This is a genomic window from Dryocola baronae (genome assembly GCF_051297175.1).
GTDB lineage: Bacteria > Pseudomonadota > Gammaproteobacteria > Enterobacterales > Enterobacteriaceae > Dryocola.
Genome location: NZ_JBINNY010000001.1, coordinates 1,213,252 through 1,238,445, shown reverse-complemented (window position 1 = coordinate 1,238,445; position 25,194 = coordinate 1,213,252). Strand labels below are relative to the sequence as shown.

Here is a 25,194-nt window from a genome sequence, read left to right as displayed (position 1 = left end):
GTATGATTGAATATTTAATTCCAGCATCTGGCCGATTGCTGGAATAGAACATTCATGCACAAAGCGAAATTACGTTATTATCTAAGCCTGTGGCTTGTTTCGACCAACGGAGAGGAAATGAATTGTTTATTGCGTATTCGCCAGCGCTATCCAACGCTTGCGCAAAGCGACCGCCGCCTGGCAGACTTTCTGCTGGCGAATCCCGACAACGCACGCCATCTCAGTTCCCAACAGCTCGCGTTGGAGGCTGGCGTCAGCCAGTCAAGCGTGGTGAAATTCTCGCAGAAGCTCGGATTTAAGGGCTTTCCCGCGCTCAAGCTCGCCATCAGCGAGGCGTTAGCCAGCGGCCAGGATCCGCAGTCGATACCGGTTCATAACCAGATTTTGGGCGACGACCCGCTCCGGCTGGTTGGCGAAAAGCTTATTAAAGATAATCTCGCCGCCATGCATGCAAGCCTTGATATCAATAGCGAAGAGAAGCTGCTGGCGAGCGTGGCGATGCTGCGCAATGCCCGCCGCATGCTGATTGTAGGGATCGGCGCATCTGGCCTGGTGGCGAAAAATTTTGCCTGGAAGCTGATGAAAATAGGCGTGAATGCCGTCGCTGAACAGGATATGCACGCCCTGCTGGCAACGGCGCAGGCGCTAGGCCCGGAAGATATCCTGCTCGCTATTTCCTATTCGGGCGAACGCCGCGAAATTAACCTCGCCGCCGACGAAACCCTGCGCACCGGCGCAAAAATCCTCGCCATCACCGGCTTTACGCCAAACGCGCTCCAGCAGCGTGCGACGCTTTGCCTCTACACCATCGCCGAAGACCAGGCAACGCGCAGCGCGGCTATTTCTTCCACCAGCGCCCAGATGATGCTAACGGATTTACTGTTTATGGCCCTGGTGCAGCAGGATCTGGAAAACGCGCCGGAACGTATTCGTCACAGCGAGGCGTTGGTGAAGAAGTTGGTGTGAGGGGCAATTGGGCGTATAATGCCCGCCCTGTTTATGCTGTTACCGAGATTTCCGATGGCGCTGCTTATCACTAAAAAATGTATTAACTGCGATATGTGCGAGCCAGAGTGCCCGAACGAGGCGATCTCTATGGGTGATAGCATCTACGAAATTAATACCGACCGCTGCACGCAGTGCGTTGGCCACTATGAAACGCCGACCTGCCAGAAGGTTTGCCCGATCGTGAATACGATTATCGTCGATCCGGCGCATCAGGAAAGCGAAGAGCAGCTGTGGGATAAGTTCGTCCAGCTGCACCATGCCGATAAAATCTAGCTTTCGATGATCACCGTAGCACAGGCGTAGTGACGTTCGTCCGCCAGCGTAACGTGTACCGAACGCACGCCTAATCGCTCTGCCAGCCGCTCCGCCTCTTCCCAAAAACGCAGCTGCGGCTTGCCCAGTTCATCGTTAAACACTTCAAACTGATTGAAAGCAAGGCCGTTGCGGATGCCCGTACCGAACGCTTTTGCCGCCGCCTCTTTGACCGCAAAACGCTTGGCGAGGAAGCGCACCGGCTGCTGGTGCGCTTCGTACTGCTTCCATTCGTTGGCGCTGAGCACGCGTTTGGCCAGCCTGTCACCCGAGCGGGAAATCACGCTTTCAATACGCTCAATTTCCACGATGTCGGTACCAAGGCCGAGGATTGCCATTAGCGACGGGCTTCCTGCATCAGGCGTTTCATTTCTGCCACGGCTTCTTTCAGGCCGCTCATCACAGCGCGCCCGATAATGGCGTGACCGATGTTCAGTTCGTGCATTTCCGGCAGGCGAGCGATGGCCTGCACGTTATGGTAGGTCAGCCCGTGGCCCGCATTGACCTTAAGGCCCTTGCCAGCGGCGTAGGTTGCGGCTTCGGCAATGCGCGCAAGCTCCCTCGCCTGAGTGGCTTCGTCCTGCGCGTCCGCATAACAGCCGGTGTGGATTTCAATGTACGGCGCGCCAACGGCTACCGCTGCGTCGATCTGCGTGTGGTCGGCATCGATAAACAGGGAAACCAGAATGCCCGCATCGGCGAGGCGCCTGCAGGCGTCGCGCATTTTGTCGAGCTGGCCCGCCACGTCCAGCCCGCCCTCGGTGGTCACTTCCTGACGTTTTTCCGGCACCAGGCAGCAGAAATGAGGTTTCGTTTCGCAGGCAATGCCGATCATCTCTTCGGTCACGGCCATTTCGAGATTCATGCGGGTGTCGAGGGTCTGGCGCAGCACGCGCACGTCGCGATCGGTAATGTGGCGGCGATCTTCTCGCAGGTGAACGGTAATGCCGTCGGCTCCTGCCTGCTCGGCGATAAACGCAGCCTGCACCGGGTCCGGGTATGCCGTACCGCGCGCGTTACGCAAAGTAGCAATGTGATCGATGTTTACGCCTAACAGTAATTCAGCCATGACAGTCCTCGGTTCGCAGAATGATATGCAGAGCAGTGTACACCGCGGACGGAAAGCGTGGCTACGTTAAGGCCGCTATTGCGTGTCGGGAGGGGTTTTGAGTGGCGGTTTTTTCGGCACAAACTGGCGGAACAGTTCGCGGCTTTTGAGCGGCTTGCCGCCGAGGTAGGGTTTGAGCGCCATGCGCGTAAAGCGCTTAGCCGCCCGCAGCGTGGCTACATCCGGAAACTCCCGGCTCGCCAGCGCCTTGAGCTCATGCCCGGTAAAACTGTTGTTGTCGATAACCAGGCTCGCAATGAACCCCTTCTCCTCGCGATAGCGATAGGTCATGGTGTCCGCCACTTCTTCCCCGCTACCCGCACAGTGCAGGAAGTCCACGCCGTAGCCAAGGTGCCCAAGCAGCGCCAGCTCAAAGCGGCGAAGCGCGGGTTCCGGCGTGCCGTTGGTTCCGGCTAAAGCCTGAATACAGTGCAGATAATCGAAGAAAAGCTCGGAAAAGCGGGTTTCCTGCTCGAGAACGCGGGAGACGAGTTCGTTGACGTAAAGACCGCTGTAAAGCGAGATGCCGCTAAGAGGAAGTGCGAGGGAAACGGCTTCGGCGCTGCGCAGCGTTTTGACTTCGCCACGCCCGCCCCAGCGAACCAGCAGGGGGGTGAAAGGCTGTAACGCGCCCTTCAGATTAGAGCGGCGAGAGCGTGCGCCTTTGGCAATAACACGGACTCGCCCGGACTCTTCAGAAAACAGGTCAAGCAGAAGGCTGGTTTCGCTCCAGGGGCGACCATGCAGGACAAAGGCCCGTTGCCAGCCTTCCATGCGGTTAATCGTCTGTATAGCCGAGGCTGCGCAGCGCGCGCTCGTCGTCTGCCCAGCCGGATTTAACCTTCACCCACAGCTCCAGGTGAATTTTGGCTTCGAACATATCTTCCATGTCCTTACGCGCTTCGATACCGATGGTTTTGATTTTGGCCCCTTTGTTGCCAATCACCATTTTCTTCTGGCCTTCACGTTCTACCAGAATCAGGCCGTTGATATCGTAGCCACCGCGCGCGTTCGTCACGAACTGCTCGATTTCCACCGTCACGGAGTACGGCAGCTCAGCGCCCAGGAAACGCATCAGTTTTTCACGGATGATTTCAGAGGCCATAAAGCGCTGGGAGCGGTCGGTGATGTAGTCTTCCGGGAAGTGATGAATCGCTTCCGGCAGGCGCTTGCGCACGATGCTGGCGATGGTATCGACGTTCATGCCGGTTTCAGCAGAGATCGGCACGATATCGAGGAAATTCATTTGGCTGCCGAGGAACTGCAGATGCGGCAGAAGAATGCCTTTGTCCTGCACGTTATCAACTTTGTTAACGGCGAGGATGACCGGCGCCTTGCTGTCGCGCAGTTTGTTGAGCACCATTTCGTCGTCTGCGGTCCACTTCGTGCCTTCAACAACGAAGATAACCAGCTCAACGTCGCCGATGGAGCTGCTGGCAGCCTTGTTCATCAGACGGTTGATGGCGCGCTTTTCTTCCATGTGCAGCCCTGGGGTATCGACGTAAATCGCCTGATATGGCCCTTCGGTGTGGATGCCCATGATGCGGTGACGCGTGGTCTGCGCCTTACGCGAGGTAATGGAAATTTTTTGCCCAAGCAGCTGGTTTAGCAGCGTGGATTTGCCGACGTTCGGGCGACCAACGATGGCCACGAACCCGCAAAATGTTTGTTCTTCGCTCATTCCAGCTCCAGCTTTTTAAGCGCCTGCTCAGCTGCAGCCTGTTCCGCTTTACGGCGGCTTGAACCGGTCCCTACGACCGGCTCAGGCAGGCCACTCACCTGACAGTGAATGGTAAATTCCTGATCGTGCGCTTCGCCGCGAACCTGCACCACCAGATAGGACGGTAGCGGTAAGTGGCGACCCTGCAGATATTCCTGCAGACGCGTTTTCGGATCTTTTTGCTTGTCGCCCGGGCTGATTTCATCAAGACGGCTTTGATACCAGGAGAGGATCAAACGCTCGACGTTCTGAATATCGCTGTCGAGGAACACGCCGCCGATTAAGGCTTCAACGGTATCGGCAAGGATAGATTCACGGCGGAAACCGCCGCTTTTCAGCTCGCCCGGCCCAAGACGCAGGCATTCGCCCAAATCAAATTCACGGGCGATTTCTGCCAGCGTATTGCCACGAACAAGCGTGGCGCGCATGCGGCTCATATCACCTTCGTCTACGCGAGGAAAACGGTGATAAAGCGCGTTGGCAATAACGTAACTAAGAATGGAGTCACCCAGGAACTCCAAACGCTCATTGTGCTTGCTGCTTGCACTGCGATGGGTTAAAGCCTGTTGCAACAGATCCTGATGTACAAAAGTGTAGCCCAGCTTGCGCTGCAGCCTGGTGATTACGATGGGATTCATGCGATACCAAATTAATGAATGCGTCAACTATTCAGCACACGGAACAGACCTGAAATAGGGAAACCAACGCTGTTTCGTGTGCCGTGGCTCCCTTGCGGGAGCCAACCTAAATACGGGGGGATATTCTATACACAACGACCGGGGATGTCGTTACTTGAATGGATTTAATTGATCAATGAATTCCGCCAATACGGCTTAAACGAACGCCGGTTGGCCACTGACCTTCCTGTTTCTCAAAACTCATCCAGATAGCCGTCGCTTTACCCACCAGGTTTTGCTCCGGAACAAAGCCCCAATAACGGCTGTCCGCGCTGTTATCGCGGTTGTCGCCCATCATGAAGTAATGACCCGGCGGAACAATCCAGGTTGCCAGCTGCTGGCCCTGCTGCTGGTAGTACATACCGAGCTGGTCCTGCGCAATGGGCACGGTGAGGATGCGGTGCGTTACGTCACCCAGCGTCTCTTTACGCTCAGACAGGCGAATACCGCCCTCTTTGGTTTGGTTCTGCGGAAGCTGGAAGAAACCGGAAGTCGCTTCGCTACCGTTGCGGCGCGCAAAAGTCTGCACGAAATCGCTCGGCTCGACGTTGCTGTAGGTGATAGGCAACGCGTTATCGCATGCCTGCCCTGAGCTGCAGTTTGGCTGAACGGTAACTTCCTTCGCGACAGGATCGTAGCTTACACGGTCGCCCGGAAGACCCACGGCGCGCTTAATATAATCAAGGCGGGGATCCTGCGGATATTTAAAGACGACAATATCGCCGCGTTTTGGATGGCCGGTTTCAATTAACGTCTTCTGGTAAATAGGATCTTTAATGCCATAGGCATATTTTTCGACCAGAATAAAATCGCCAATTAACAGCGTTGGCATCATTGAACCCGATGGGATCTGGAACGGTTCGTAAATAAACGAACGCACGATCAGAACGATCGCCAGAACCGGGAACACGGATGCGCCAGTTTCCAGCCAGCCCGGTTTCGGGCCAACTTTTTTCAGGGTCTTCGGGTCTAGTGTTTCACCGGTGGCAGCCTGCGCTGCCGCCTGTTTCTCACGACGCTTTGGTGCAAAGATAAACTTATCGATACACCATAAAATGCCCGTCACCAGCGTGGCTATCACGAGGATCAGAGCAAACATGTTCGCCATGCCAACTCCTTAGATTATTTGCCGTCTTTGCCAACGTGCAGAATGGCGAGGAACGCTTCCTGTGGCAGCTCAACGTTACCAACCTGCTTCATGCGTTTCTTACCGTCTTTCTGTTTCTGCAGCAGCTTTTTCTTACGGCTAACGTCGCCGCCATAGCATTTTGCCAGAACGTTTTTACGCAGCTGTTTCACGGTGGAACGTGCGATGATATGTGCGCCGATAGCCGCCTGAATCGCGATATCGAACTGCTGGCGCGGGATCAGCTCCTGCATTTTCTCAACCAGCTGGCGACCACGGAACTGTGAGTTGCCACGGTGGGTGATCAGAGCCAGGGCATCAACGCGATCGCCGTTAATCAACACATCAACGCGCACCATGTCAGAAGCCTGGAAGCGTTTGAAGTTGTAGTCCAGGGAAGCATAGCCGCGGGACGTTGATTTCAGACGGTCAAAGAAGTCGAGAACCACTTCAGCCATCGGGATTTCATAGGTCAGCGCAACCTGGTTACCGTGGTACACCATGTTGGTCTGCACGCCACGCTTCTCGATACACAGCGTGATGACGCTGCCCAGATATTCCTGCGGCATCAGCATGTGACATTCCGCAATCGGCTCGCGCAGCTCGGCAATGTTGTTCAGCGCAGGCAGCTTGGACGGGCTGTCGACGTAGATAACTTCACCGCTGGTGGTTTCTACTTCGTAAACTACCGTTGGCGCGGTGGTGATCAGATCGAGATCGTATTCACGCTCCAGACGCTCCTGAATGATTTCCATATGCAGCAGGCCGAGGAAGCCGCAGCGGAAGCCGAAGCCTAGCGCCGTGGAGCTTTCTGGCTCATAGAACAGGGAGGCGTCGTTGAGACTCAGTTTGCCGAGCGCATCACGGAAGTTTTCATAGTCGTCAGAGCTGACCGGGAACAGACCGGCATAGACCTGCGGCTTCACTTTTTTAAAGCCTGGCAGCGCTTTTTCTGCCGGGTTACGGGCAAGCGTTAATGTATCGCCAACCGGTGCACCAAGAATGTCTTTAATGGCGCAAACCAGCCAACCTACTTCACCGCAGCCCAGCATGTCGCGATCGACACGTTTCGGGGTGAAGATGCCAAGGCGGTCGGCGTTGTAGACCTGACCGGTGCTCATGACTTTGATTTTGTCGCCTTTTCTCATGGTGCCGTTTTTAATACGTACCAGAGAAACAACGCCAAGATAGTTATCGAACCAGGAGTCGATGATCAGCGCCTGTAATGGGGCTTCCGGATCGCCTTCCGGCCCCGGGATATCACGAACCAGTCGTTCAAGGACATCCGTTACGCCAAAGCCGGTTTTTGCCGAGCAGCGAACGGCATCGGTCGCATCAATACCGACGATATCTTCAATTTCCTGGGCTGCGCGCTCAGGATCGGCCGCCGGCAGGTCAATTTTGTTCAGTACGGGTACGACTTCGAGATCCATTTCCATGGCGGTGTAGCAGTTTGCCAGCGTCTGAGCTTCAACGCCCTGCCCGGCATCTACCACCAGCAGCGCGCCTTCGCACGCCGCGAGGGAGCGGGAAACTTCATAGGAGAAGTCAACGTGGCCAGGGGTGTCGATGAAGTTCAGGTGGTAAGTTTCGCCATCGCTTGCTTTGTAATCGAGCGTAACGCTCTGCGCTTTGATGGTGATACCACGTTCACGTTCCAGATCCATGGAATCCAGAACCTGGGCTTCCATCTCACGATCGGAGAGGCCGCCGCAAATCTGGATGATACGGTCAGACAGCGTCGATTTACCGTGGTCGATGTGGGCAATAATAGAAAAGTTACGTATATTCTTCATAGTTAGAGGTTTTTATGCCTTACAAGTGCCTGAGAGCTCGGCGCTTCGCGCTGTACGGAGCATGATGTCAATGGCTGTCTTTTGCCTGAAACGCCGCATTCTACACTACAACCAGAAACCGAGGAAACTGCTCATCCTGCAAGCTTAGCTGAGGGAGAAAATGAGGCGGCGTGAGAATGTAACTTAAGATAACGGCCAGCGGAAATTACTGGCCGTCTGCAGAGGTGATGGTTTCAACACGCAGGGCATCCGGAGGGAGCGCAACGCTCAGGATTACGGGCTGCCAGTCCGCGCGATGGCTGAGCTTAGCGGAGAATCCGCGTGCCAGCAGGAAGCCACCGACGCCGCCTAATACCCCGCCGCAGAACGCTGCAAGATCGGTACCGAACAGGCCTTGAAACAGCGCAGCAATCAGGAACAGGCCCACCAGCGGAGACATATAAACTAGCAGAGCCGAACCCAGCAGACTGCCTTCGGCAATGCCTAGTTCGACTTTCTGCCCTTCCACCAGCGGCTGTGCGCTTGCCACCGACAGGAAATGCTCATTCTGCGGGCCAAGCTTGTTGAGCAGCCTGCTGCCACAGCCGGCACGAGACGCGCAGCTGCTACAGGATGCTTTCACATCGCAACGCAGCAGCGCTTCACCGTTTTCCCACGAGACCACGGTCGCCCATTCTTTGATCATGGAGCCGCCTTAAATTTTATGCTATCCGCGATGCGCTTGGCCGTTTGCGGCGGCAGTTCGCCCACGATGGTGATTTCAGTTTTATCACGCACTTCAGAGCTGACCGTGCGACGACCGGTGCGCAACAGCTGATCGCTACTAACGTTGCCTGCGCGGCTGATGTTTACCGAGAAGCTAAATAAACCGTCGGAATAGAGACGGGATTCAATCGGCACATCAACGGTAGGCAGTGGGCGACGGCTACTTGAAACTTCGCTGAAACCCTGTGGCAGCCAGGCCGGTGCCCAGGCGAAGTTCGCCCTTTCGCTTCCTGGAACGGAAAGCAGCGGCGGCAGGCTTGCTTTGGCAAGGTTCTGCATCATGCCGCTAACCTGATCGTTCACAGAGAAGGAAATAACGCGGAACTGTTCCAGCGTCTCACCGTCGCGATCCAGCAAATCAACGCGCAGCGGCAGCTTGGTATCGGTATCCATCCAGACAATGTAGCTGTAACGAGTCCCGTCACGAGCGACAACGCGAATAACTTCGCAAAGTCTATCGGCAATACGCGTGCGGCCTACGGAGATGAAGTCGTAGTACGGCGTGAGACGTTTGAAATCGGTATAGACGATGGACGGCAAGGAATCGACAATGTAGTCGCCGTTCAGGGTGAACGGTTCCAGCCCAGGCTCAAAGTAGCTGATTTCACTACCGCGCTGGACAACTTCCCGACGTGGGCCATCCATTTGGAGTAATTGCGCGAGTGGTCGGTTATCCAGCCGTGCATGGCGATAGCGTAAGGACTCTATCCCCTGCTTGTTAATGCTGATAAACGCCAGTTCGTAATTGAGTGACTGACTTGCCTGGTTCATCTGCTGCAACAACGCCCCGGACGAAACGGTGTCCGCCGAGGCGTTGGAGGTGAACAACAGGCTGCCTGTCATCAGTGACAGAGCACACCAAAGTTGCTTCATTACTGCGATTGAGTTCCTAAAGTTTGGTTTCCTGGCACTTGCACAGCGGCTTGCTGGGTTTGCGCCTGTTCAAACTGGAGTTGCTCGGCGTGTAAACGACGCTGCAATTCGTAATCCTGCAGCATAGCGTTGATACGACGACGCTGTTCCTGTACCTGCTGTTGGCCGTTGCTGGCCGTGCTGTCCGACGGTACGCCTAAGCTTACCGGGCTGGCTTTGCCCATCATTGGCAGCGTATTAAATACCGGGGTTTCCGGCTGCGCTGCGCTATCTGATTGACCGTTATAGTGCTGCACACCAACGATAACCGCAAGAGATACGCATGCGGCAACGCCCATTTGGGTGAGCTGACTGGCCCACGGACGCACCTTCTGCCAGAACGGCATTTTCTGCCATTGCTGCGGTTGCGGCTGTTGTTCCGGTATAAGTGGCGTGACCTGACGCACTGGCTCATTTTCGATAGCAGCCATAACCTTTGCTGAAATATCGAAATGAAGTATCTCGCTGGTATCTCCGCGCATCGTGTCGCGGATCAGGTGGTAACTCTCCCAGCTTTGCTGCAACGTTTTGTCTTGCGACAAGGTGCTGAGCAGCTCGCTGTCCAGAGTTTCCCCATCCATTAAAGCGGAAAGCTGTTCTTTCTGCATCCTAAATACCCTTCCAGTAACCCGCTATCGTCAACGCCTGATAAGCGGTTGAACTTTATTATCAATAGCTTCCCGCGCGCGGAAAATACGTGATCGCACTGTACCTACCGGGCAATCCATGATGACGGCTATCTCTTCATAGCTCAGACCATCCAACTCCCGCAACGTAATTGCCATGCGTAAATCTTCGGGGAGCGACTCAATAGTACGGAAAACTATTTGTCTCAGTTCTTCAGACAACATTAAGTTCTCAGGGTTCGAAATTTCTTTCAACGCGCCGCCGCTTTCGAAGTTTTCTGCTTCATTTGCATCAACATCACTGGACGGTGGACGCCTACCTTGAGCAACCAGATAATTTTTCGCCGTGTTAACCGCGATGCGGTATAACCACGTGTAAAACGCGCTATCGCCGCGGAACGAATCCAGCGCGCGATAAGCCTTAATAAATGATTCCTGCACCACATCCGGGACATCCCCGGAAGGTACATAGCGGGAAACCAGGCTCGCCACTTTATGCTGATAACGAATTACCAGTAAATTGAATGACTTCTGATCTCCCTTTTGGACCCGTTCGACGAGGACCTGATCCGTTAACTGCTCGCTCATCCGAGGTAAAGTCTCCCCAAACCTAATTTCCACGCGTAATCGTAAAGCCACCCGAACTCTGTAATATGAGCAAGTCAGGGTTGGAGTGCCCTCGCGGAGCAAAGTTCCGTTACGCCTTTGTTTTTCTGTTCTGTTTTGCGAATCATCTCTTCTTAATTATAAGTTCGTCTGCGCAAAACGGTGACGCTCTGTAATTCGAAAAGCAGCCACAGAGTATGGAAGCAGAGTATCGCACGAAAGGCGATTTTTCATCAGTAAATCTGTTACTAACACCCGCACTCGCACAAATTTACATTATCTGACGCCCTAAGTTTCTCGCGACCAGGAAAAGGTTTAGCTGTTTAGTTGATGCAACACATTTGGAAAAAAGCGTGTTGTACGCCACATCGGGTGCTATGCTGGCCCAACCCTTGTTTAGTAAATTAAACATCATGAACACATCTTCCGAACTTGCCTGTGACGTCCTGATCGTTGGTAGCGGAGCTGCCGGTCTCTCTCTCGCTTTGCGACTTGCCCAAAGCTGCAAGGTTATCGTTCTCAGTAAAGGCCCCATTAATGAGGGCTCGACCTTTTACGCGCAGGGCGGCATTGCGGCGGTCTTTGATGAAACGGACAGCATCGACTCGCATGTGGAAGATACGCTAATTGCAGGCGCGGGAATTTGCGAGCGTGATGCGGTGGAGTTTGTAGCCAGCAACGCGCGCCACTGCGTTCAGTGGCTTATCGATCAGGGCGTACTGTTCGATACGGAGATTCAGGCAAACGGGGCCGAGAGCTACCATCTAACGCGTGAAGGCGGCCACAGCCATCGTCGTATCCTCCACGCTGCGGATGCTACCGGCAAAGAAGTCGAAACCACGCTCGTCGGCAAGGCGCTGAGCCACCCAAACATTCGCGTCATTGAACGCAGCAACGCCGTGGATTTAATTGTCTCGGACAAGATTGGCCTGCCGGGCACCCGCCGCGTCGTGGGGGCATGGGTCTGGAACCGCAATCGCGAGAAGGTCGAAACCTGCCGCGCGAAGGCCGTCGTGCTGGCTACGGGCGGCGCCTCAAAGGTTTATCAGTACACCACCAACCCGGATATTTCTTCCGGCGATGGCATTGCCATGGCCTGGCGCGCGGGCTGCCGCGTGGCGAACCTCGAATTTAATCAGTTCCACCCGACCGCCCTTTTCCATCCTCAGGCGCGTAATTTCCTGCTGACCGAAGCTTTGCGTGGCGAAGGCGCGTACCTTAAACGGCCCGACGGCACGCGTTTTATGCCCGATTTTGACGAACGCGGCGAGCTGGCACCGCGCGATATCGTCGCACGCGCAATCGACCATGAAATGAAGCGGCTTGGCGCAGACTGCATGTATCTCGACATCAGCCACAAACCCGAAGAGTTCGTTCGCCACCATTTCCCGACCATCTATGAAAAATTAATGGGGCTGGGGATAGATCTGACCAAAGAACCCGTACCCATCGTGCCGGCGGCGCACTATACCTGCGGCGGCGTGATGGTTGACGAAAACGGCCGCACCGACGTTGACGGACTTTATGCCATTGGTGAAGTGACCTATACCGGCCTGCACGGCGCGAACCGTATGGCCTCAAACTCTCTGCTTGAGTGCCTGGTTTACGGCTGGTCTGCCGCAGAAGATATTATCAAGCGCATGCCGTTTGCCCGCGAAACGAAATCTCTGCCCGACTGGGACGACAGCCGCGTGGACAATCCGGATGAACAGGTGGTGATTCAGCACAATTGGCACGAACTGCGCCTGTTTATGTGGGATTACGTGGGGATAGTGCGAACGACGCGCCGCCTTGAGCGGGCGCTGCGCCGCATCACCATGCTGCAGCAGGAAATCGATGAGTATTACGCGAACTTCCGCGTGTCCAACAATCTGCTTGAGCTGCGCAACCTGGTACAGGTGGCGGAACTCATCGTTCGCTGCGCGATGATGCGTAAAGAAAGTCGCGGGCTGCATTATACGCTCGACTATCCGGAACTTGCGGAGCACTCGGGGCCGAGCATTCTTTCGCCGCTTTACATAAACAAGTAGAAGTCCTGGGTCAGACCGCAGTAACCCTCAGACCAGTTTTGGTCTGGCCCGCGTATAACAAGCCGTTCGGTAAAGTACTCACCGTCGGTTGGCGAGAGCGCCAGCATCACGCGGTGCGGTAAACGAGTTTCGTTGTCCGCCACGTCCGTGCGATAGCGTACAAACCACCCCTGCGTTTTTGCTAAGTCCATAAAGGCGGTGCCTGAAGTTTCCGGCATGATCACGCAGAAAAAACCGTCTTCCGTTATCATCTGAGCAGCGCTGTTCAGTAACGCGCTGTGATCCAACGTAGTTGTGTAGCGAGCCTGCGCGCGTTCCGGAGATGCGCATTCGCTACCCTGCTGGAAGAAAGGTGGGTTGCTGACGATCAGCGAATAGCGCTGGGTCGCCTGCTGCGCCCATTCTCGAATATCAGCACAATGGACGTTTATACGCGACGCCCAACGGCAAGCGCTGGCGTTTTCTGCGGCCTGTTCTGCGGCGATAGGATCGAGTTCAACGGCGTCGATGGTGACATCGTCAGGAGTGCGTTGCGCAAGCATCAAGGCTACCAGACCGCTGCCGGTGCCGATATCCAACACGCTTTTGACGTTAGCCACCGGCACCCAGGCACCAAGTAAAGTACCGTCGGTACCCACTTTCATGGCACAGCGATCGTGTGCGATAAAAAACTGTTTAAATGTGAATCCGTCACGACGCAAATGCGCTTTCTGCCTGGACATCTTATTAACCCTGTAAAGAAACCGCAGTAGCATAAGTGAAACTCGATGCCAGGAAAAGCATCACTTAGATACACTAACAGATGAAGATCGCAGCCATAACGTCTATAATCGGCGCCCCACATAGAGGTAGACCATGACTGTAAGCACTTTTTCCGAACTCGAACTAGACGAAAGCCTTTTGGACGCGCTCCAGGATAAGGGCTTTACTCGCCCGACAGCTATTCAGGCTGCCGCCATTCCTCCTGCGCTTGAAGGGCGTGATGTTCTTGGCTCTGCGCCAACGGGTACCGGTAAAACCGCAGCCTATTTGCTGCCAGTGTTACAGCATCTGATCGACTTCCCACGCAAGAAATCCGGCCCGCCGCGCATTTTGATCGTTACGCCAACCCGTGAGCTGGCAATGCAGGTAGCCGATCACGCTCGTGAACTGGCAAAGCATACGCATCTTGATATCGCTACCATCACCGGCGGCGTGGCGTATATGAACCATGCTGAAGTTTTCAGCGAAAACCAGGACATCGTTGTCGCAACAACGGGCCGTCTGCTGCAGTACATCAAAGAAGAAAACTTTGACTGCCGTGCGGTAGAAACGCTGATCCTGGACGAAGCCGACCGCATGCTGGATTTGGGTTTTGCGCAGGATATCGAAACCATCGCGGCTGAAACCCGCTGGCGTAAACAGACTATGCTTTTCTCCGCGACGCTTGAAGGCGATGCGATTAAGAGTTTTGCCGAGCGCCTGCTGGAAGATCCGGTTGAGGTTTCTGCAACGCCGTCCACCCGCGAACGCAAGAAAATCCACCAGTGGTATTACCGTGCCGATGACGTGGTGCATAAAACCAAGCTTCTGGTAAATCTGCTCCAGCAGCCGGATGCAACTCGCTCCATCGTGTTTGTCCGCAAGCGCGAGCGTGTGCATGAATTGGTTGCCTGGCTGCGCGAAGCTGGCATCAATACCTGCTATCTCGAAGGCGAGATGGTGCAGATGAAACGTACCGAAGCCATCAAACGCCTGACCGATGGCCGCGTTAACGTGCTTATCGCCACCGACGTTGCCGCACGCGGAATCGATATTCCGGACGTAAGTCACGTGTTTAACTTCGATATGCCACGCACTGCGGACACCTACCTGCACCGTATCGGTCGTACCGGACGCGCTGGCCTGAAAGGCACGGCGATCTCGCTGGTTGAAGCGCACGATCACCTGCTGCTGGGTAAAATCACGCGCTACATGAAAGAGCCGTTGAAATCACGGGTCATCGACGAGTTGCGCCCTACGACTCGCGCGCCAAGTGAAAAACTCACCGGCAAGCCGTCCAAGAAAGTGCTCGCGAAACGCGAAGAGAAGAAGAAAGACGAGAAAGAAAAGCCGCGCGTTAAGGTGCGTCATCGCGATAAGAAGAATGTCGGTAAACGCCGTAAACCAAGCGCTGCCAAATCTGAATCTGCAGAATAATTCAGTAACGAAACAAAAAACCGCCTTAAATGAGGCAGTTTTTTTATTGCTTGAGCATGCTTTTCAGCCCTTTTATCCGAATTATCGTGCTTAATGCGTAAAAAAGCCGACTCATCGCTGAGTCGGCTTTTGCATTCTTAAGGTTATTACAGGCTTTCGGTGAAAGTACGAGTAATAACGTCGCGCTGCTGTTCTGGCGTCAGCGAGTTGAAACGCACGGCATAGCCAGAAACGCGGATAGTCAGCTGAGGATACTTTTCCGGGTGCTTAACCGCATCTTCCAGAGTTTCACGGCGCAGAACGTTTACGTTCAGGTGCTGACCGCCTTCCACACGAACTTCCGGCTTCACTTCCATCGGAATTTCGCGGTATTCGAACTGACCCAGCTTGCTGACTTCTACAACTTCGTCTTCCGCAAAGCCAGCTTTAGCACATACGCAGCGTGCTTCGCCTTTATCGCTGTCGAGCAGCCAGAAGGAGTTCAGAAGTTCGTCGTTTGCTGCTTTTGTAATCTGGATACCAGTAATCATTTTATTTCTCCCTATGGGCTAATTTTTGCTGATTCTTTTGGGCCACATGCTGGCTCATTGGTAAAACCTTTGTTGCGCTGATGATCTATATACCAGTCTCACTGGGTGAGAACCTTGATTTAAATCAATTAAAACCATGTAGTAATTGTGGGCATGATATCATTTATTTGTTTTACATCAACTTAGCTGGACACGACAAAATTAAAAAGTTTGTAAATTTTCAACTTTTTTTGTGGCTCGTCGCGTTCAACGGGCGGTGGATTTTGTTATGGAGTAAGAAGAAGTTAAGCTATCGCCATGACTAATCGCAGGAGAGCGAGATGACCACCCCACTTACATGGCACGATGTGCTGGCCGAAGAAAAACAGCAGCCTTATTTCATTAATACGCTCAGCACGGTAGCTTCTGAACGCGCGGCAGGCGTCACGGTGTATCCTCCGCAAAAAGATGTTTTCAATGCCTTTCGCTTTACGGAACTGGGGGATGTGAAAGTGGTTATCCTGGGGCAAGACCCATACCACGGGCCAGGACAGGCGCATGGCCTTGCATTTTCAGTGCTGCCGGGCGTTGCCGTCCCGCCTTCCCTCGGCAATATGTACAAAGAACTACAAAGCAACTTCCCGGACTTTGTACGGCCTAATCATGGCTACCTGGAAAGCTGGGCGCATCAGGGCGTGATGTTGCTGAATACGGTGCTGACGGTTGAGGCTGGCAAAGCGCATTCCCACGCTCGCCTCGGCTGGGAGACATTTACCGATAAGGTCATCGCTCTTATTAACGAGCATTGTGAGGGCGTAGTTTTTCTCCTGTGGGGATCTCACGCGCAGAAGAAAGGCAGCATTATCGATCGTAAGCGCCACCACGTTTTGCAGGCACCACATCCGTCGCCGCTTTCCGCACACCGTGGGTTCCTGGGCTGTGGGCATTTCGCAAAAACTAATGACTATTTGATTAATCGTGGCCTGCCACCGATCGACTGGACGCCCAAACTTCCTGAGCAACAGGCATAAAAAAAGCCAGCTTTCGCTGGCTTAGTGGCGGAAGGAACAAAATGCTCTTCCGCCCTATATTACCTGCAATTCACTCAGGCTTTATTCTGACGCCACCATTCGGCAAGCAGCACGCCTGTTGCCACAGACACGTTAAGACTTTCAACGTTACCGGTACCGTCAATGGCGACGCTCATGTCCGCGTTATCGAAGGTTGCTTCGGAAACGCCTTCGCGTTCCTGCCCCAGCACCAGCACCATTTTCTTCGGCAGCTCGGCTTTGAACAGCGGAGTGCCTTTGTGGCTGGATGTGGTGACAATGGCGTAACCGGCCTTGCGGAAAGATTCCAGACCATCGATGAACGTGTCACCGCTGATAGCCTGCACGTGTTCCGCACCGCCTTCTGCAGTACGCACCGCCGCGCCAGATTCCAGCAGTGAAGCATCCTGCACCAGCAGGCCTTTCACGCCGAAATGCGCACAGCTACGCATGATGCCGCCGAGGTTGTGTGGGTTACCCACGTCTTCCAGCGCCAGGACACAGTCGTCCTCGCCTGCTTTTGACAGCCAGCTCTGCACGCTGATACCGCTGCGCTTCTTAATGAGGAAGCACACACCGCCGTGGTGTTCCGTCCCCGATGCTTTGGTCAGCTCCGCGTCGTCTACCACATGGTAGGCTTTGCGGTTTGCCGCCATCCAACGCAGCGCTTCTTTAAAGCGTGGCGTAACGCTCTGGATAAACCAGGCGCGCACGATGCAGTCCGGACGGCTCTGGAACAGAGCCTGACAGGCGTTTTCACCGTAAACACGAGTTTCTTCCGCACGCTGGCGGCGAATAGTTTCCGGGTCTACAAAGCTTTTACCGCTGATGCCGCCATGATCTGGCGTGGTTGATTCTTCAACACGTGGTGCACGGGAAACCGTACGCCATGGCGAATCACCGCGGTCTTCACGATCGTCACTACGACTCCGCTCGCGCCCGGCACCAGGTTTATCATCGCGACGTGGGCGACGTCCGCCCTCTGCGCGTGACGGAGCTGCCGCACGCCCACCACCTTTACCAGTACGCGGGTTTTGGCTGCGTTTTTCGCTGTCATCGTCACCGCGGACATACATCACTTTGACCTTGCCGCTTTTACCTTTTAAATCGTCGTTCATTCTTCTCTCCACCTGGCTGAGCGCGTGGCGCGCAGATTACCCGATGTGGCACCGCTTAGCCATTAACTTTGGTCAAAAGCTAATAACTATTGTATCCATCGAATAAATCGCTTTGTTGACACCAAATTAATCACCGATACTATTTAACATCTTAGAAACATTATCGGTTATTCACGCCGATCTCCTGACAATTACCCTTTAGAGGTTAGTTATGAATACCGTTTGTGCCGCCTGTCAGGCGATTAATCGCATCCCGGAAGACCGCATTGACGATGTGGCAAAATGCGGACGCTGTGGCCATGAGCTGTTTGACGGTGAAGTCATCAATGCCACCAGCGCAACGTTCGATCAGCTGTTAAAAGACGATTTGCCGGTTGTGATCGATTTTTGGGCCCCGTGGTGCGGGCCGTGCGTTAACTTCGCCCCAATTTATGAAGACGTTGCCGAAGAGCGTAGTGGTAAAGTACGCTTCATCAAGGTCAATACCGAAGCGGAACCCGAGCTGAGCGCGCGCTTCCGAATCCGCAGCATTCCAACCATTATGATCTTCAAGAAAGGCGAGATGGTGGATATGTTAAACGGCGCAATGCCTAAGGCTCCGTTCGACGGCTGGCTTAACGAAAATATCTGATCTACGTCGGGGCACGATTCTTGTGTCCCGCTTTGCTATCTACGTTAGAATAGCGTTTTTGCTCCCGTATCCCTGATGACCGAAAACGCTGTTCTTCGTCTTCGCGCTGAACGTCTGGCGCGCGCTACTCGCCCGTTTCTTGCCCGTGGTAACCGCATTCGCCGTTGCCAACGCTGCCTTTTGCCGCTTAAACAGTGTCTTTGCGCGACTTTGCAGCCGCAGCCGGCCCGCAGCCGCTTTTGCCTGGTGATGTTTGATACCGAGCCGATGAAGCCCAGTAATACGGGCCGCCTGATAGCCGATATTCTGCCGGATACCGCTGCGTTCCAGTGGTCACGCACCGAACCGCCGCAGGCGATGCTCGAACTCGTTGCAAATCCTGACTATCAGCCAATGGTTGTATTCCCTGCGTCCTATGCCGATCCGGGCAGAGTCATACTCACGGCACCGCCTCTGACGGGCAAGCCGCCACTGTTTATTATGCTTGATGGCACCTGGACCGAAGCCCGTAAAATGTTCCGCAAAAGCCCGTGGCTTGATGCACTGCCGGTTATCTCAGTCGATTTAAGCATCTCATCGGCCTACCGCCTGCGGATCGCCAGCGTAGACGGTCAGTATTGCACCGCAGAAGTCGCCGCCGCGCTGCTTGAACAGGCGGGCGATACGGCCGCCGCAACCGGCTTAACCAATCACTTCACCTTATTCCGCGAGCGTTATCTGGCGGGTAAACCCCATCATCAGGGCAGCGTCACAGCAGCAGAGCCGGAAAGCGTTTAAACTCAGGTTGATATGTCTCAGGGGAGAGAGCAATGAGTCAACGTGGGCTGGAGGCGCTGCTGCGTCCCAAATCGATAGCCGTGATCGGTGCGTCAGCAAAAACTGACCGCGCAGGCTTTTTAATGATGCGAAATTTGCTGGCTGGGGGGTTTAACGGCCCGGTGATGCCGGTTACGCCGAGCCACCAGGCGGTGTGTGGCGTGCTCGCCTGGCCTGATATTCCCAGCCTCCCTTTCCCGCCTGACCTCGCGATTATTTGCACGCATTCCAAACGCAATCTAGAACTATTGCAGGCCCTTGGTGAAAAAGGATGCAAGGCGTGCATTATTCTCTCCGCTTCGCCAGAGCAGCTTCCTGAACTCCTGGCCTGTGCGACCCGCTGGCAAATTCGTTTGCTCGGTCCTAACAGTCTGGGCCTGCTTGCCCCGTGGCAGGGCCTGAACGCCAGCTTTTCCCCCGTCCCGATTCAGAAAGGCAAACTGGCGTTTATTTCCCAGTCTGCCGCGGTTTCCAATACGATTCTCGACTGGGCCCAGCAGCGTGAAATGGGCTTTTCGTGGTTTATCGCGCTGGGCGATAGCCTGGATATCGACGTCGACGAACTGCTGGATTACCTGGCTCGCGATACTAAAACCAGCGCCATTCTGCTTTATCTTGAACATCTGAGCGATGCTCGCCGCTTTGTTTCCGCAGCGCGAAGCGCCTCACGCAACAAACCTATACTGGTGATAAAAAGCGGCCGCAGCGCAAAAGCCCAAGCATTGCTAAAAACGCATACCGGGTTGGATTCAGCCTGGGACGCGGCAATCCAGCGCGCGGGGCTTCTGCGTGTACAGGACACGCACGAGCTTTTTTCGGCCGTCGAAACCCTGAGCCACATGCGCCCACTGCGCGGTGAAAGACTGATGATAGTCAGCAACGGCGCGGCTCCTGCCGCTCTCGCCCTTGATGAGCTGTGGCTGCGGAACGGCAAGCTGGCGTCACTCGGCGAGGAAATGCTGGCGAAGTTACAGGCCGCGCTGCCCACTAGCGTAGAAAGCGGAAACCCGCTGGATCTACGGGATGACGCTACGCCCGATCGCTATCTGCGGGCACTTGAAGTGCTGTTGGATAGTCAGGATTTCGATGCGCTGATGATTATTCACGCCCCGAGCGCGGCGGCTCCAGGTACCCAAAGCGCGGCGGCGCTCATCGAGTTATTACGTCGCCATCCGCGCGGCAAATACATCACATTAATTACCAACTGGTGCGGTGAATTTTCCTCACAAGAGGCGCGGCGGCTGTTTAGCGATGCGGGGATCCCCACGTATCGAACGCCGGAAGGCACCGTCACGGCCTTTATGCACATGGTCGAATATCGTCGAAACCAGAAGCAGCTGCGGGAAACGCCCGCTCTGCCAGCTAATCTGGCGGCCAACGCCAGCGATGCGCATCAGCTTATACAGCAAGCACTGCTGGAGGGCGCAACTTCGCTGGATACCCATGAAGTGCGCCCTATTCTGCAAGCCTATGGTCTGAATACGCTGCCTACGTGGATCGCCAGCGACAGCGCGGAAGCCGTGCATATCGCCGAGCAGATCGGTTACCCGGTGGCGCTGAAACTGCGCTCACCGGATATTCCGCATAAGTCAGAAGTCCAGGGCGTTATGCTCTACCTGCGTACGGCTTCCGAAGTCCAGCAGGCCGCTGACGCCATCATCGACCGAGTGAAAATGGCATGGCCGCAGGCGCGTATCCACGGGCTGCTGGTTCAGAGTATGGCAAATCGCGCAGGCGCTCAGGAGCTGCGTGTCGTCGTCGAACAGGATCCCGTGTTTGGGCCGCTGATTATGCTTGGCGAAGGGGGAATTGAGTGGCGGCCAGACCAGCAGGCCGTGGTTGCCCTACCGCCTCTCAACATGAATCTGGCCCGCTATCTGGTTATTCAGGCAATAAAGAGCGGGAAAATTCGTGGCCGCAGCGCCCTACGCCCTCTCGACATACCCGGCATAAGCCAGATTCTGGTTCAGGTTTCCAACCTCATTGTTGATTGCCCTGAGATCCGCCGCCTGGATATCCACCCTTTGCTGGCATCAGGCAGCGAATTTACCCTGCTCGATGTTACGCTGCAGCTGGCTCCTTTCGAAGGAGATCCCGACGCACGCCTGGCTGTACGCCCTTATCCACACCAGTTGGAAGAGAACGTGGTTCTCAAAAATGGCGAACAGTGTCTGTTTCGCCCGATCCTTCCTGAGGATGAACCAAAGCTACAGGAGTTCATTGGCAGAGTGACGAAAGAAGATCTTTATTATCGGTATTTCAGTGAGATCAATGAATTTACCCACGATGATTTAGCCAATATGACCCAGATCGACTACGATCGGGAAATGGCCTTTGTTGCCGTTCGCAAGCTGAATGACCGTGATGAGATCCTCGGCGTGACCCGTGCGATTTCCGATCCCGATAATATCGACGCCGAGTTTGCGGTACTTGTACGATCCGATTTAAAAGGCCTGGGGCTTGGCCGTCGGCTGCTGGAAAAGCTGATTGCTTATACTGGCGAGCACGGCCTGCAAAGGCTTAACGGCATCACCATGCCGAATAACCAGGGCATGGTTACCCTGGCCCGAAAACTAGGGTTTGAGGTCGACATACAGCTTGAAGATGGTATCGTAAGCCTGACTTTACCCTTGGTGAAATGCACGGATTCGTGAGTAAGGCACTGGAAAACTTAATCACTTTGCCAGGCAGTAGTGGTATTATCAGCAAGTTCTGACGTCTGGATTTTGCAGAAGGCCATCCAATGAATAGAGAAGATACGCACTGTGATGTTGTCTAAATTTAAACGTAACAAACATCAACAACACCTTGCCCAGTTACCAAAGCTTTCTCAGTCAGTTGATGATGTAGAAACCCTTTTCTCCCCTGCGGATTTCCGCGAAGCCTTGCTGCAAAAAATTGCCAGCGCAACGCGCCGCGTCTGTATCGTCGCGCTGTATCTGGAGCAGGACGACGGCGGCAACGGTATTCTCTCAGCGCTCTATGAAGCCAAGCAAAAGCGTCCAGAAATTGAAGCAACGATTCTGGTCGACTGGCACCGAGCGCAGCGTGGCCGTATTGGCGTAGCCGCAACGAATACCAACGCCGACTGGTATCACCGTCTTTCTGAACAGTTCCCCGACGTCGATATTCCCGTTTATGGTGTACCGGTGAATACCCGTGAAGCGCTCGGCGTGCTGCATTTTAAGGGCTTCATCATCGATGATTCCGTCGTTTATAGCGGTGCAAGCCTGAACGATGTCTATCTCCATCAGCATGACAAATATCGCTATGACCGCTATCAGGTTATCCGTAACCCGCAGCTTGCAGATGTCATGTATGACTGGGTTAATCAACATTTGGTTCGTGGCCGAGCCGTTCATCGCCTTGATACTCTGCATCGCCCTAAAAGCCCGGAAATCAAAAACGATATTCGCCTGTTCCGCCAGGAACTGCGCGATGCAACGTTCCACTTCCAGGGGACGGCCGATAACGAACAGCTCTCCGTCACGCCGCTGGTTGGCCTAGGCAAATCGAGCCTGCTGAATAAAACCATCTTCCATCTGATGCCCTGTACGGAACATAAGCTGGTTATCTGCACGCCTTATTTCAACCTACCTGCAATGCTGGTGCGCAATATCATCCAGCTGCTGCGGGACGGCAAACAGGTTGAAATTATCGTCGGCGACAAAACAGCTAATGATTTCTACATTCCGGAAGACCAGCCGTTCAAAATTATCGGCGCGCTGCCCTACCTTTACGAAATCAACCTTCGCCGCTTCCTGAGCCGCCTGCAATACTACGTAAACAGCGGTCAGCTGATAGTGCGTCTTTGGAAGGACGAAGATAATAGCTATCACCTGAAAGGCATGTGGGTTGACGATGAATGGATGTTGCTGACCGGGAACAATCTGAACCCGCGCGCATGGCGTCTGGACCTGGAGAACGCCATCCTTATCCACGACCCGAAGCAAGAGCTTGCGCCGCTTCGTCTGCGTGAACTTGAGCTGATCCGAACGCATACCACCGTCGTGCAGCACTATCGCGATCTGCAAAGTATTGCAGAGTACCCGGTGAAGGTTCGTAAGCTGATTCGCCGCCTGCGACGTATCCGAATCGATCGCTTGATAAGTCGAATTTTATAATTCATCTATAATTTAGGCCCTGCTTTGCAGGGCTTTTTTGTATATGGAGTCCAGAGATGCTTCGACTAATGTTACCTGCTGTCTTCCTGCTAAGCGGCTGCAGCCATATGGCTCAAGACCAGTGGCACGGGCAGGACAAAGCCCAACACTTTATGGCTTCGGCAATTTTGGCGGCGGCGGGAAATGAATACGGCCAGCGCCAGGGCTGGAGCAATTCGCGCAGTGCAAACTTCGGGCTGCTGTTTTCCGTCGGCCTGGGAGCATCGAAAGAGCTGTGGGACAGTCGCCCTACAGGCAGCGGCTGGAGCTGGAAGGATTTTACCTGGGATCTAGCCGGTGCAGCCACCGGCTATACTATCTGGCAGCTAGCTGAGCGCTAGAGTTTTATCCCTTTGCCTTTACGGTGCAGCATCAGCGACACTAAAAACGCTATTGCACCCATCCCTGAGACGTACCAGAAAAATGCCGTTTCAAGCCCGATTGATTTAAGTGAGAGCGCGACATATTCCGCCGAGCCGCCGAATAACGCGTTGGCTACGGCGTAAGATAAGCCAACCCCCAGGGCACGTACTTCCGGTGGGAACATTTCCGCTTTCAGGATCCCGCTGATCGACGTATAGAAACTGACGATCAGCATCGCAAGCATCACCAGACCAAACGCCGCATAAGGTGAGCTAACATTCTGAAGCGCGGTAAGAATCGGAACAGTCATCACCGCTGCCAGCGCGCCAAAGCAGAGCATGGAATTTCGGCGACCGATTTTGTCTGACAGTGCACCAAAAAGCGGCTGGACCAGCATAAAAATAAACAGAGCGAAGGTCATTAACGCGCTGGCGACATTGGCATGCATACCGGCGGTATTCACCAGATACTTCTGCATATAGGTGGTAAAGGTATAGAAGCTTAATGACCCCCCAGCGGTGAAGCCAAGCACCATAATAAAGGCGCGGCGATTCTTCCACAGCCCACCTAGCGTACCGGCATCTTGATGTTCGCGAGTCGACTTATCCGAAGTCTCATCCAACGAGCGACGCAAATAAAGTGCAACCACAGCTAATACGGCTCCGATAGCAAATGGGATTCGCCATCCCCAACCGCGCAAATCTTCATCGCTAAGAACTTGTTGTAACGCTACAACGACCAATAGCGCCAACAGCTGCCCGCCGATAAGCGTTACGTACTGAAAGGACGCATAAAAACCCTTACGACCTTCAACGGCCACTTCACTCATATAGGTGGCACTCGTACCGTATTCCCCGCCCACCGACAGTCCCTGAAATAATCGAGCCAACAAAAGAAGTGCGGGAGCCCAGGTGCCTATAACGGCGTATCCAGGCAGGCAAGCAATAACCAGTGAACCGAAACACATCATGCAGACGGAAATGAGCATTGATTTTTTTCGACCATGTTTGTCTGCAATATAGCCAAATATCCATCCGCCGATTGGGCGCATCAGAAATCCGGCCGCAAACACGCCTGCCGTCTGGAGAAGCTGAGTCGTTGTGTTTCCCGATGGGAAAAAGATATGAGCGAAATAGAGCGAGCAGAATGAGTAGACGTAAAAATCAAACCACTCAACCAGATTCCCTGATGAAGCCCCGACAATGGCCCAGATCCGACGGCGCGTATAAGTTCCACTCAGGGCAGCTTTGTCTTCATGCGTTGTTGCTGCTTCTGTCATTTTATTCTCCTGTCTTCCTGAAATAGGCGTTAAAGCCCAGGATCCAGTAAAGCAGCTGACGGAGAAAATGTTATCTCAGCTATGGTGTTACGTTAGTGTTGCAGTGATTTTTGTGAGCAGACTAAGCATTTTAGAATTTAAGAGGTGGTTTTGACAAATCGCAGACGGCAAAAAGCCCTGCACATCGTGCAGGGTTTTTCACTTGTTTGAAGCCTGGCAGTTCCCTACTCTCGCATGGGGAGACCCCACACTACCATCGGCGCTACGGCGTTTCACTTCTGAGTTCGGCATGGGGTCAGGTGGGACCACCGCGCTAGTGCCGCCAGGCATATTCTGTTTATCAACCGTTACGTTATTCACGTAACCATTGATTCAATCTCGGAATTCCGCTGAAAATTAAAT

At 54.2% G+C, this 25,194-nt stretch carries 26 protein-coding genes and 1 rRNA gene; 10 read left to right on the top strand and 17 right to left on the bottom strand.

All coding sequences use genetic code 11. From position 1 onward, the window contains the following. The first annotated feature begins 117 nt into the window (after window positions 1-117). Window positions 118-966 carry a MurR/RpiR family transcriptional regulator gene (locus ACSPHG_RS05695; RefSeq protein ID WP_435952542.1) on the top strand — a complete coding sequence of 283 codons (849 nt, stop codon included), beginning with the start codon at window positions 118-120 and terminating at the stop codon, window positions 964-966. Between the two features lie 54 nt (window positions 967-1,020). Beyond that, a complete protein-coding gene (locus ACSPHG_RS05690) occupies window positions 1,021-1,281 on the top strand; it encodes a YfhL family 4Fe-4S dicluster ferredoxin (RefSeq protein ID WP_435952541.1) in 261 nt (86 codons plus the stop codon). Here ACSPHG_RS05690 and acpS read toward each other — a convergent pair. From acpS to rseD, 12 genes are all read right to left on the bottom strand, one after another. After that, window positions 1,278-1,658 (bottom strand): holo-ACP synthase, encoded by a 381-nt coding sequence (gene acpS, locus ACSPHG_RS05685; protein WP_435952540.1) that lies wholly within the window; start codon window positions 1,656-1,658, stop codon window positions 1,278-1,280. The genes ACSPHG_RS05690 and acpS overlap by 4 nt on opposite strands. Next, entirely contained in the window at window positions 1,658-2,389 is a 732-nt protein-coding gene (pdxJ, locus tag ACSPHG_RS05680; RefSeq protein WP_435952539.1) for a pyridoxine 5'-phosphate synthase, read from the bottom strand. Before pdxJ ends, acpS begins: the two co-directional genes overlap by 1 nt. A gap of 75 nt (window positions 2,390-2,464) precedes the next feature. Beyond that, window positions 2,465-3,202, bottom strand: a complete 738-nt coding sequence (gene recO / locus ACSPHG_RS05675) for a DNA repair protein RecO (RefSeq protein ID WP_435952538.1) — start codon at window positions 3,200-3,202, stop codon at window positions 2,465-2,467. Between the two features lie 4 nt (window positions 3,203-3,206). Continuing rightward, window positions 3,207-4,109 carry a GTPase Era gene (era, locus tag ACSPHG_RS05670; RefSeq protein WP_435952537.1) on the bottom strand — a complete coding sequence of 301 codons (903 nt, stop codon included), beginning with the start codon at window positions 4,107-4,109 and terminating at the stop codon, window positions 3,207-3,209. Beyond that, the gene (rnc, locus tag ACSPHG_RS05665) at window positions 4,106-4,786 is read right to left on the bottom strand and encodes a ribonuclease III (RefSeq protein WP_435952536.1); all 681 of its coding nucleotides are present in this window, start codon (window positions 4,784-4,786) and stop codon (window positions 4,106-4,108) included. The genes era and rnc overlap by 4 nt, the downstream gene beginning before the upstream one ends. Before the next feature lie 172 nt (window positions 4,787-4,958). Next, complete coding sequence (gene lepB, locus ACSPHG_RS05660; protein WP_435952535.1) at window positions 4,959-5,933, bottom strand: signal peptidase I; 975 nt, start codon at window positions 5,931-5,933, stop codon at window positions 4,959-4,961. Between the two features lie 14 nt (window positions 5,934-5,947). Continuing rightward, window positions 5,948-7,747, bottom strand: a complete 1,800-nt coding sequence (gene lepA, locus ACSPHG_RS05655; protein ID WP_435952534.1) for a translation elongation factor 4 — start codon at window positions 7,745-7,747, stop codon at window positions 5,948-5,950. A 205-nt stretch (window positions 7,748-7,952) separates the two neighbouring features. Beyond that, the gene (gene rseC, locus ACSPHG_RS05650; protein ID WP_435952533.1) at window positions 7,953-8,432 is read right to left on the bottom strand and encodes a SoxR-reducing system protein RseC; all 480 of its coding nucleotides are present in this window, start codon (window positions 8,430-8,432) and stop codon (window positions 7,953-7,955) included. Continuing rightward, the gene (rseB, locus tag ACSPHG_RS05645) at window positions 8,429-9,385 is read right to left on the bottom strand and encodes a sigma-E factor regulatory protein RseB (protein ID WP_435952532.1); all 957 of its coding nucleotides are present in this window, start codon (window positions 9,383-9,385) and stop codon (window positions 8,429-8,431) included. Before rseB ends, rseC begins: the two co-directional genes overlap by 4 nt. Further along, window positions 9,385-10,032 carry an anti-sigma-E factor RseA gene (gene rseA / locus ACSPHG_RS05640; RefSeq protein WP_435952531.1) on the bottom strand — a complete coding sequence of 216 codons (648 nt, stop codon included), beginning with the start codon at window positions 10,030-10,032 and terminating at the stop codon, window positions 9,385-9,387. Before rseA ends, rseB begins: the two co-directional genes overlap by 1 nt. Before the next feature lie 30 nt (window positions 10,033-10,062). Beyond that, on the bottom strand, window positions 10,063-10,638 hold the full coding sequence (gene rpoE / locus ACSPHG_RS05635; RefSeq protein ID WP_435952530.1) for an RNA polymerase sigma factor RpoE: 576 nt from the start codon (window positions 10,636-10,638) through the stop codon (window positions 10,063-10,065). Further along, window positions 10,635-10,703 (bottom strand): rpoE leader peptide RseD, encoded by a 69-nt coding sequence (rseD, locus tag ACSPHG_RS05630; protein ID WP_435955949.1) that lies wholly within the window; start codon window positions 10,701-10,703, stop codon window positions 10,635-10,637. The genes rpoE and rseD overlap by 4 nt, the downstream gene beginning before the upstream one ends. 366 nt (window positions 10,704-11,069) lie before the next feature. Here rseD and nadB point away from each other — a divergent pair, with 366 nt between their 5' ends. Then, the gene (nadB, locus tag ACSPHG_RS05625) at window positions 11,070-12,686 is read left to right on the top strand and encodes an L-aspartate oxidase (RefSeq protein ID WP_435952529.1); all 1,617 of its coding nucleotides are present in this window, start codon (window positions 11,070-11,072) and stop codon (window positions 12,684-12,686) included. On the opposite strand, the gene trmN is transcribed toward nadB, so the two are convergent. Further along, window positions 12,671-13,408, bottom strand: coding sequence for a tRNA(1)(Val) (adenine(37)-N(6))-methyltransferase TrmN (trmN, locus tag ACSPHG_RS05620; RefSeq protein ID WP_435952528.1), 738 nt, complete (start codon window positions 13,406-13,408; stop codon window positions 12,671-12,673). The two genes, nadB and trmN, sit on opposite strands and share 16 nt — an antisense overlap. A 133-nt stretch (window positions 13,409-13,541) precedes the next feature. Between trmN and srmB the strand changes: the two genes are divergently transcribed. Continuing rightward, window positions 13,542-14,864 carry an ATP-dependent RNA helicase SrmB gene (gene srmB, locus ACSPHG_RS05615; protein ID WP_435952527.1) on the top strand — a complete coding sequence of 441 codons (1,323 nt, stop codon included), beginning with the start codon at window positions 13,542-13,544 and terminating at the stop codon, window positions 14,862-14,864. Window positions 14,865-15,010: 146 nt separating this feature from the next. Here the strand turns inward: srmB and grcA are convergent, their stop codons facing one another. Further along, window positions 15,011-15,394, bottom strand: coding sequence for an autonomous glycyl radical cofactor GrcA (grcA, locus tag ACSPHG_RS05610; RefSeq protein WP_435952526.1), 384 nt, complete (start codon window positions 15,392-15,394; stop codon window positions 15,011-15,013). Window positions 15,395-15,714: 320 nt separating this feature from the next. Between grcA and ung the strand changes: the two genes are divergently transcribed. Continuing rightward, window positions 15,715-16,404, top strand: coding sequence for a uracil-DNA glycosylase (ung, locus tag ACSPHG_RS05605; protein ID WP_435952525.1), 690 nt, complete (start codon window positions 15,715-15,717; stop codon window positions 16,402-16,404). Window positions 16,405-16,478: 74 nt separating this feature from the next. Here ung and ACSPHG_RS05600 read toward each other — a convergent pair whose 3' ends face one another. Next, entirely contained in the window at window positions 16,479-17,540 is a 1,062-nt protein-coding gene (locus ACSPHG_RS05600; protein ID WP_435952524.1) for a tRNA/rRNA methyltransferase, read from the bottom strand. A 211-nt stretch (window positions 17,541-17,751) separates the two neighbouring features. Between ACSPHG_RS05600 and trxC the strand changes: the two genes are divergently transcribed. From trxC to ACSPHG_RS05575, 5 genes are all read left to right on the top strand, one after another. Further along, window positions 17,752-18,171 (top strand): thioredoxin TrxC, encoded by a 420-nt coding sequence (gene trxC / locus ACSPHG_RS05595; RefSeq protein WP_435952523.1) that lies wholly within the window; start codon window positions 17,752-17,754, stop codon window positions 18,169-18,171. A gap of 75 nt (window positions 18,172-18,246) precedes the next feature. Further along, on the top strand, window positions 18,247-18,948 hold the full coding sequence (locus ACSPHG_RS05590; protein WP_435952522.1) for a tRNA-uridine aminocarboxypropyltransferase: 702 nt from the start codon (window positions 18,247-18,249) through the stop codon (window positions 18,946-18,948). Window positions 18,949-18,980: 32 nt separating this feature from the next. Beyond that, complete coding sequence (locus ACSPHG_RS05585; protein ID WP_435952521.1) at window positions 18,981-21,641, top strand: bifunctional acetate--CoA ligase family protein/GNAT family N-acetyltransferase; 2,661 nt, start codon at window positions 18,981-18,983, stop codon at window positions 21,639-21,641. A 114-nt stretch (window positions 21,642-21,755) separates the two neighbouring features. After that, window positions 21,756-23,111 carry a CDP-diacylglycerol--serine O-phosphatidyltransferase gene (gene pssA, locus ACSPHG_RS05580; protein WP_435952520.1) on the top strand — a complete coding sequence of 452 codons (1,356 nt, stop codon included), beginning with the start codon at window positions 21,756-21,758 and terminating at the stop codon, window positions 23,109-23,111. Window positions 23,112-23,167: 56 nt separating this feature from the next. Next, window positions 23,168-23,491: a YfiM family lipoprotein gene (locus tag ACSPHG_RS05575; RefSeq protein WP_435952519.1), complete on the top strand. Its 324-nt coding sequence runs from the start codon at window positions 23,168-23,170 to the stop codon at window positions 23,489-23,491. Here the strand turns inward: ACSPHG_RS05575 and ACSPHG_RS05570 are convergent. Both ACSPHG_RS05570 and rrf read right to left on the bottom strand, forming a co-directional pair. After that, on the bottom strand, window positions 23,488-24,792 hold the full coding sequence (locus ACSPHG_RS05570; protein WP_435952518.1) for an MFS transporter: 1,305 nt from the start codon (window positions 24,790-24,792) through the stop codon (window positions 23,488-23,490). The two genes, ACSPHG_RS05575 and ACSPHG_RS05570, sit on opposite strands and share 4 nt — an antisense overlap. A 211-nt stretch (window positions 24,793-25,003) precedes the next feature. Next, a 5S ribosomal RNA gene (gene rrf, locus ACSPHG_RS05565) occupies window positions 25,004-25,119 on the bottom strand. Window positions 25,120-25,194 lie beyond the last annotated feature (75 nt).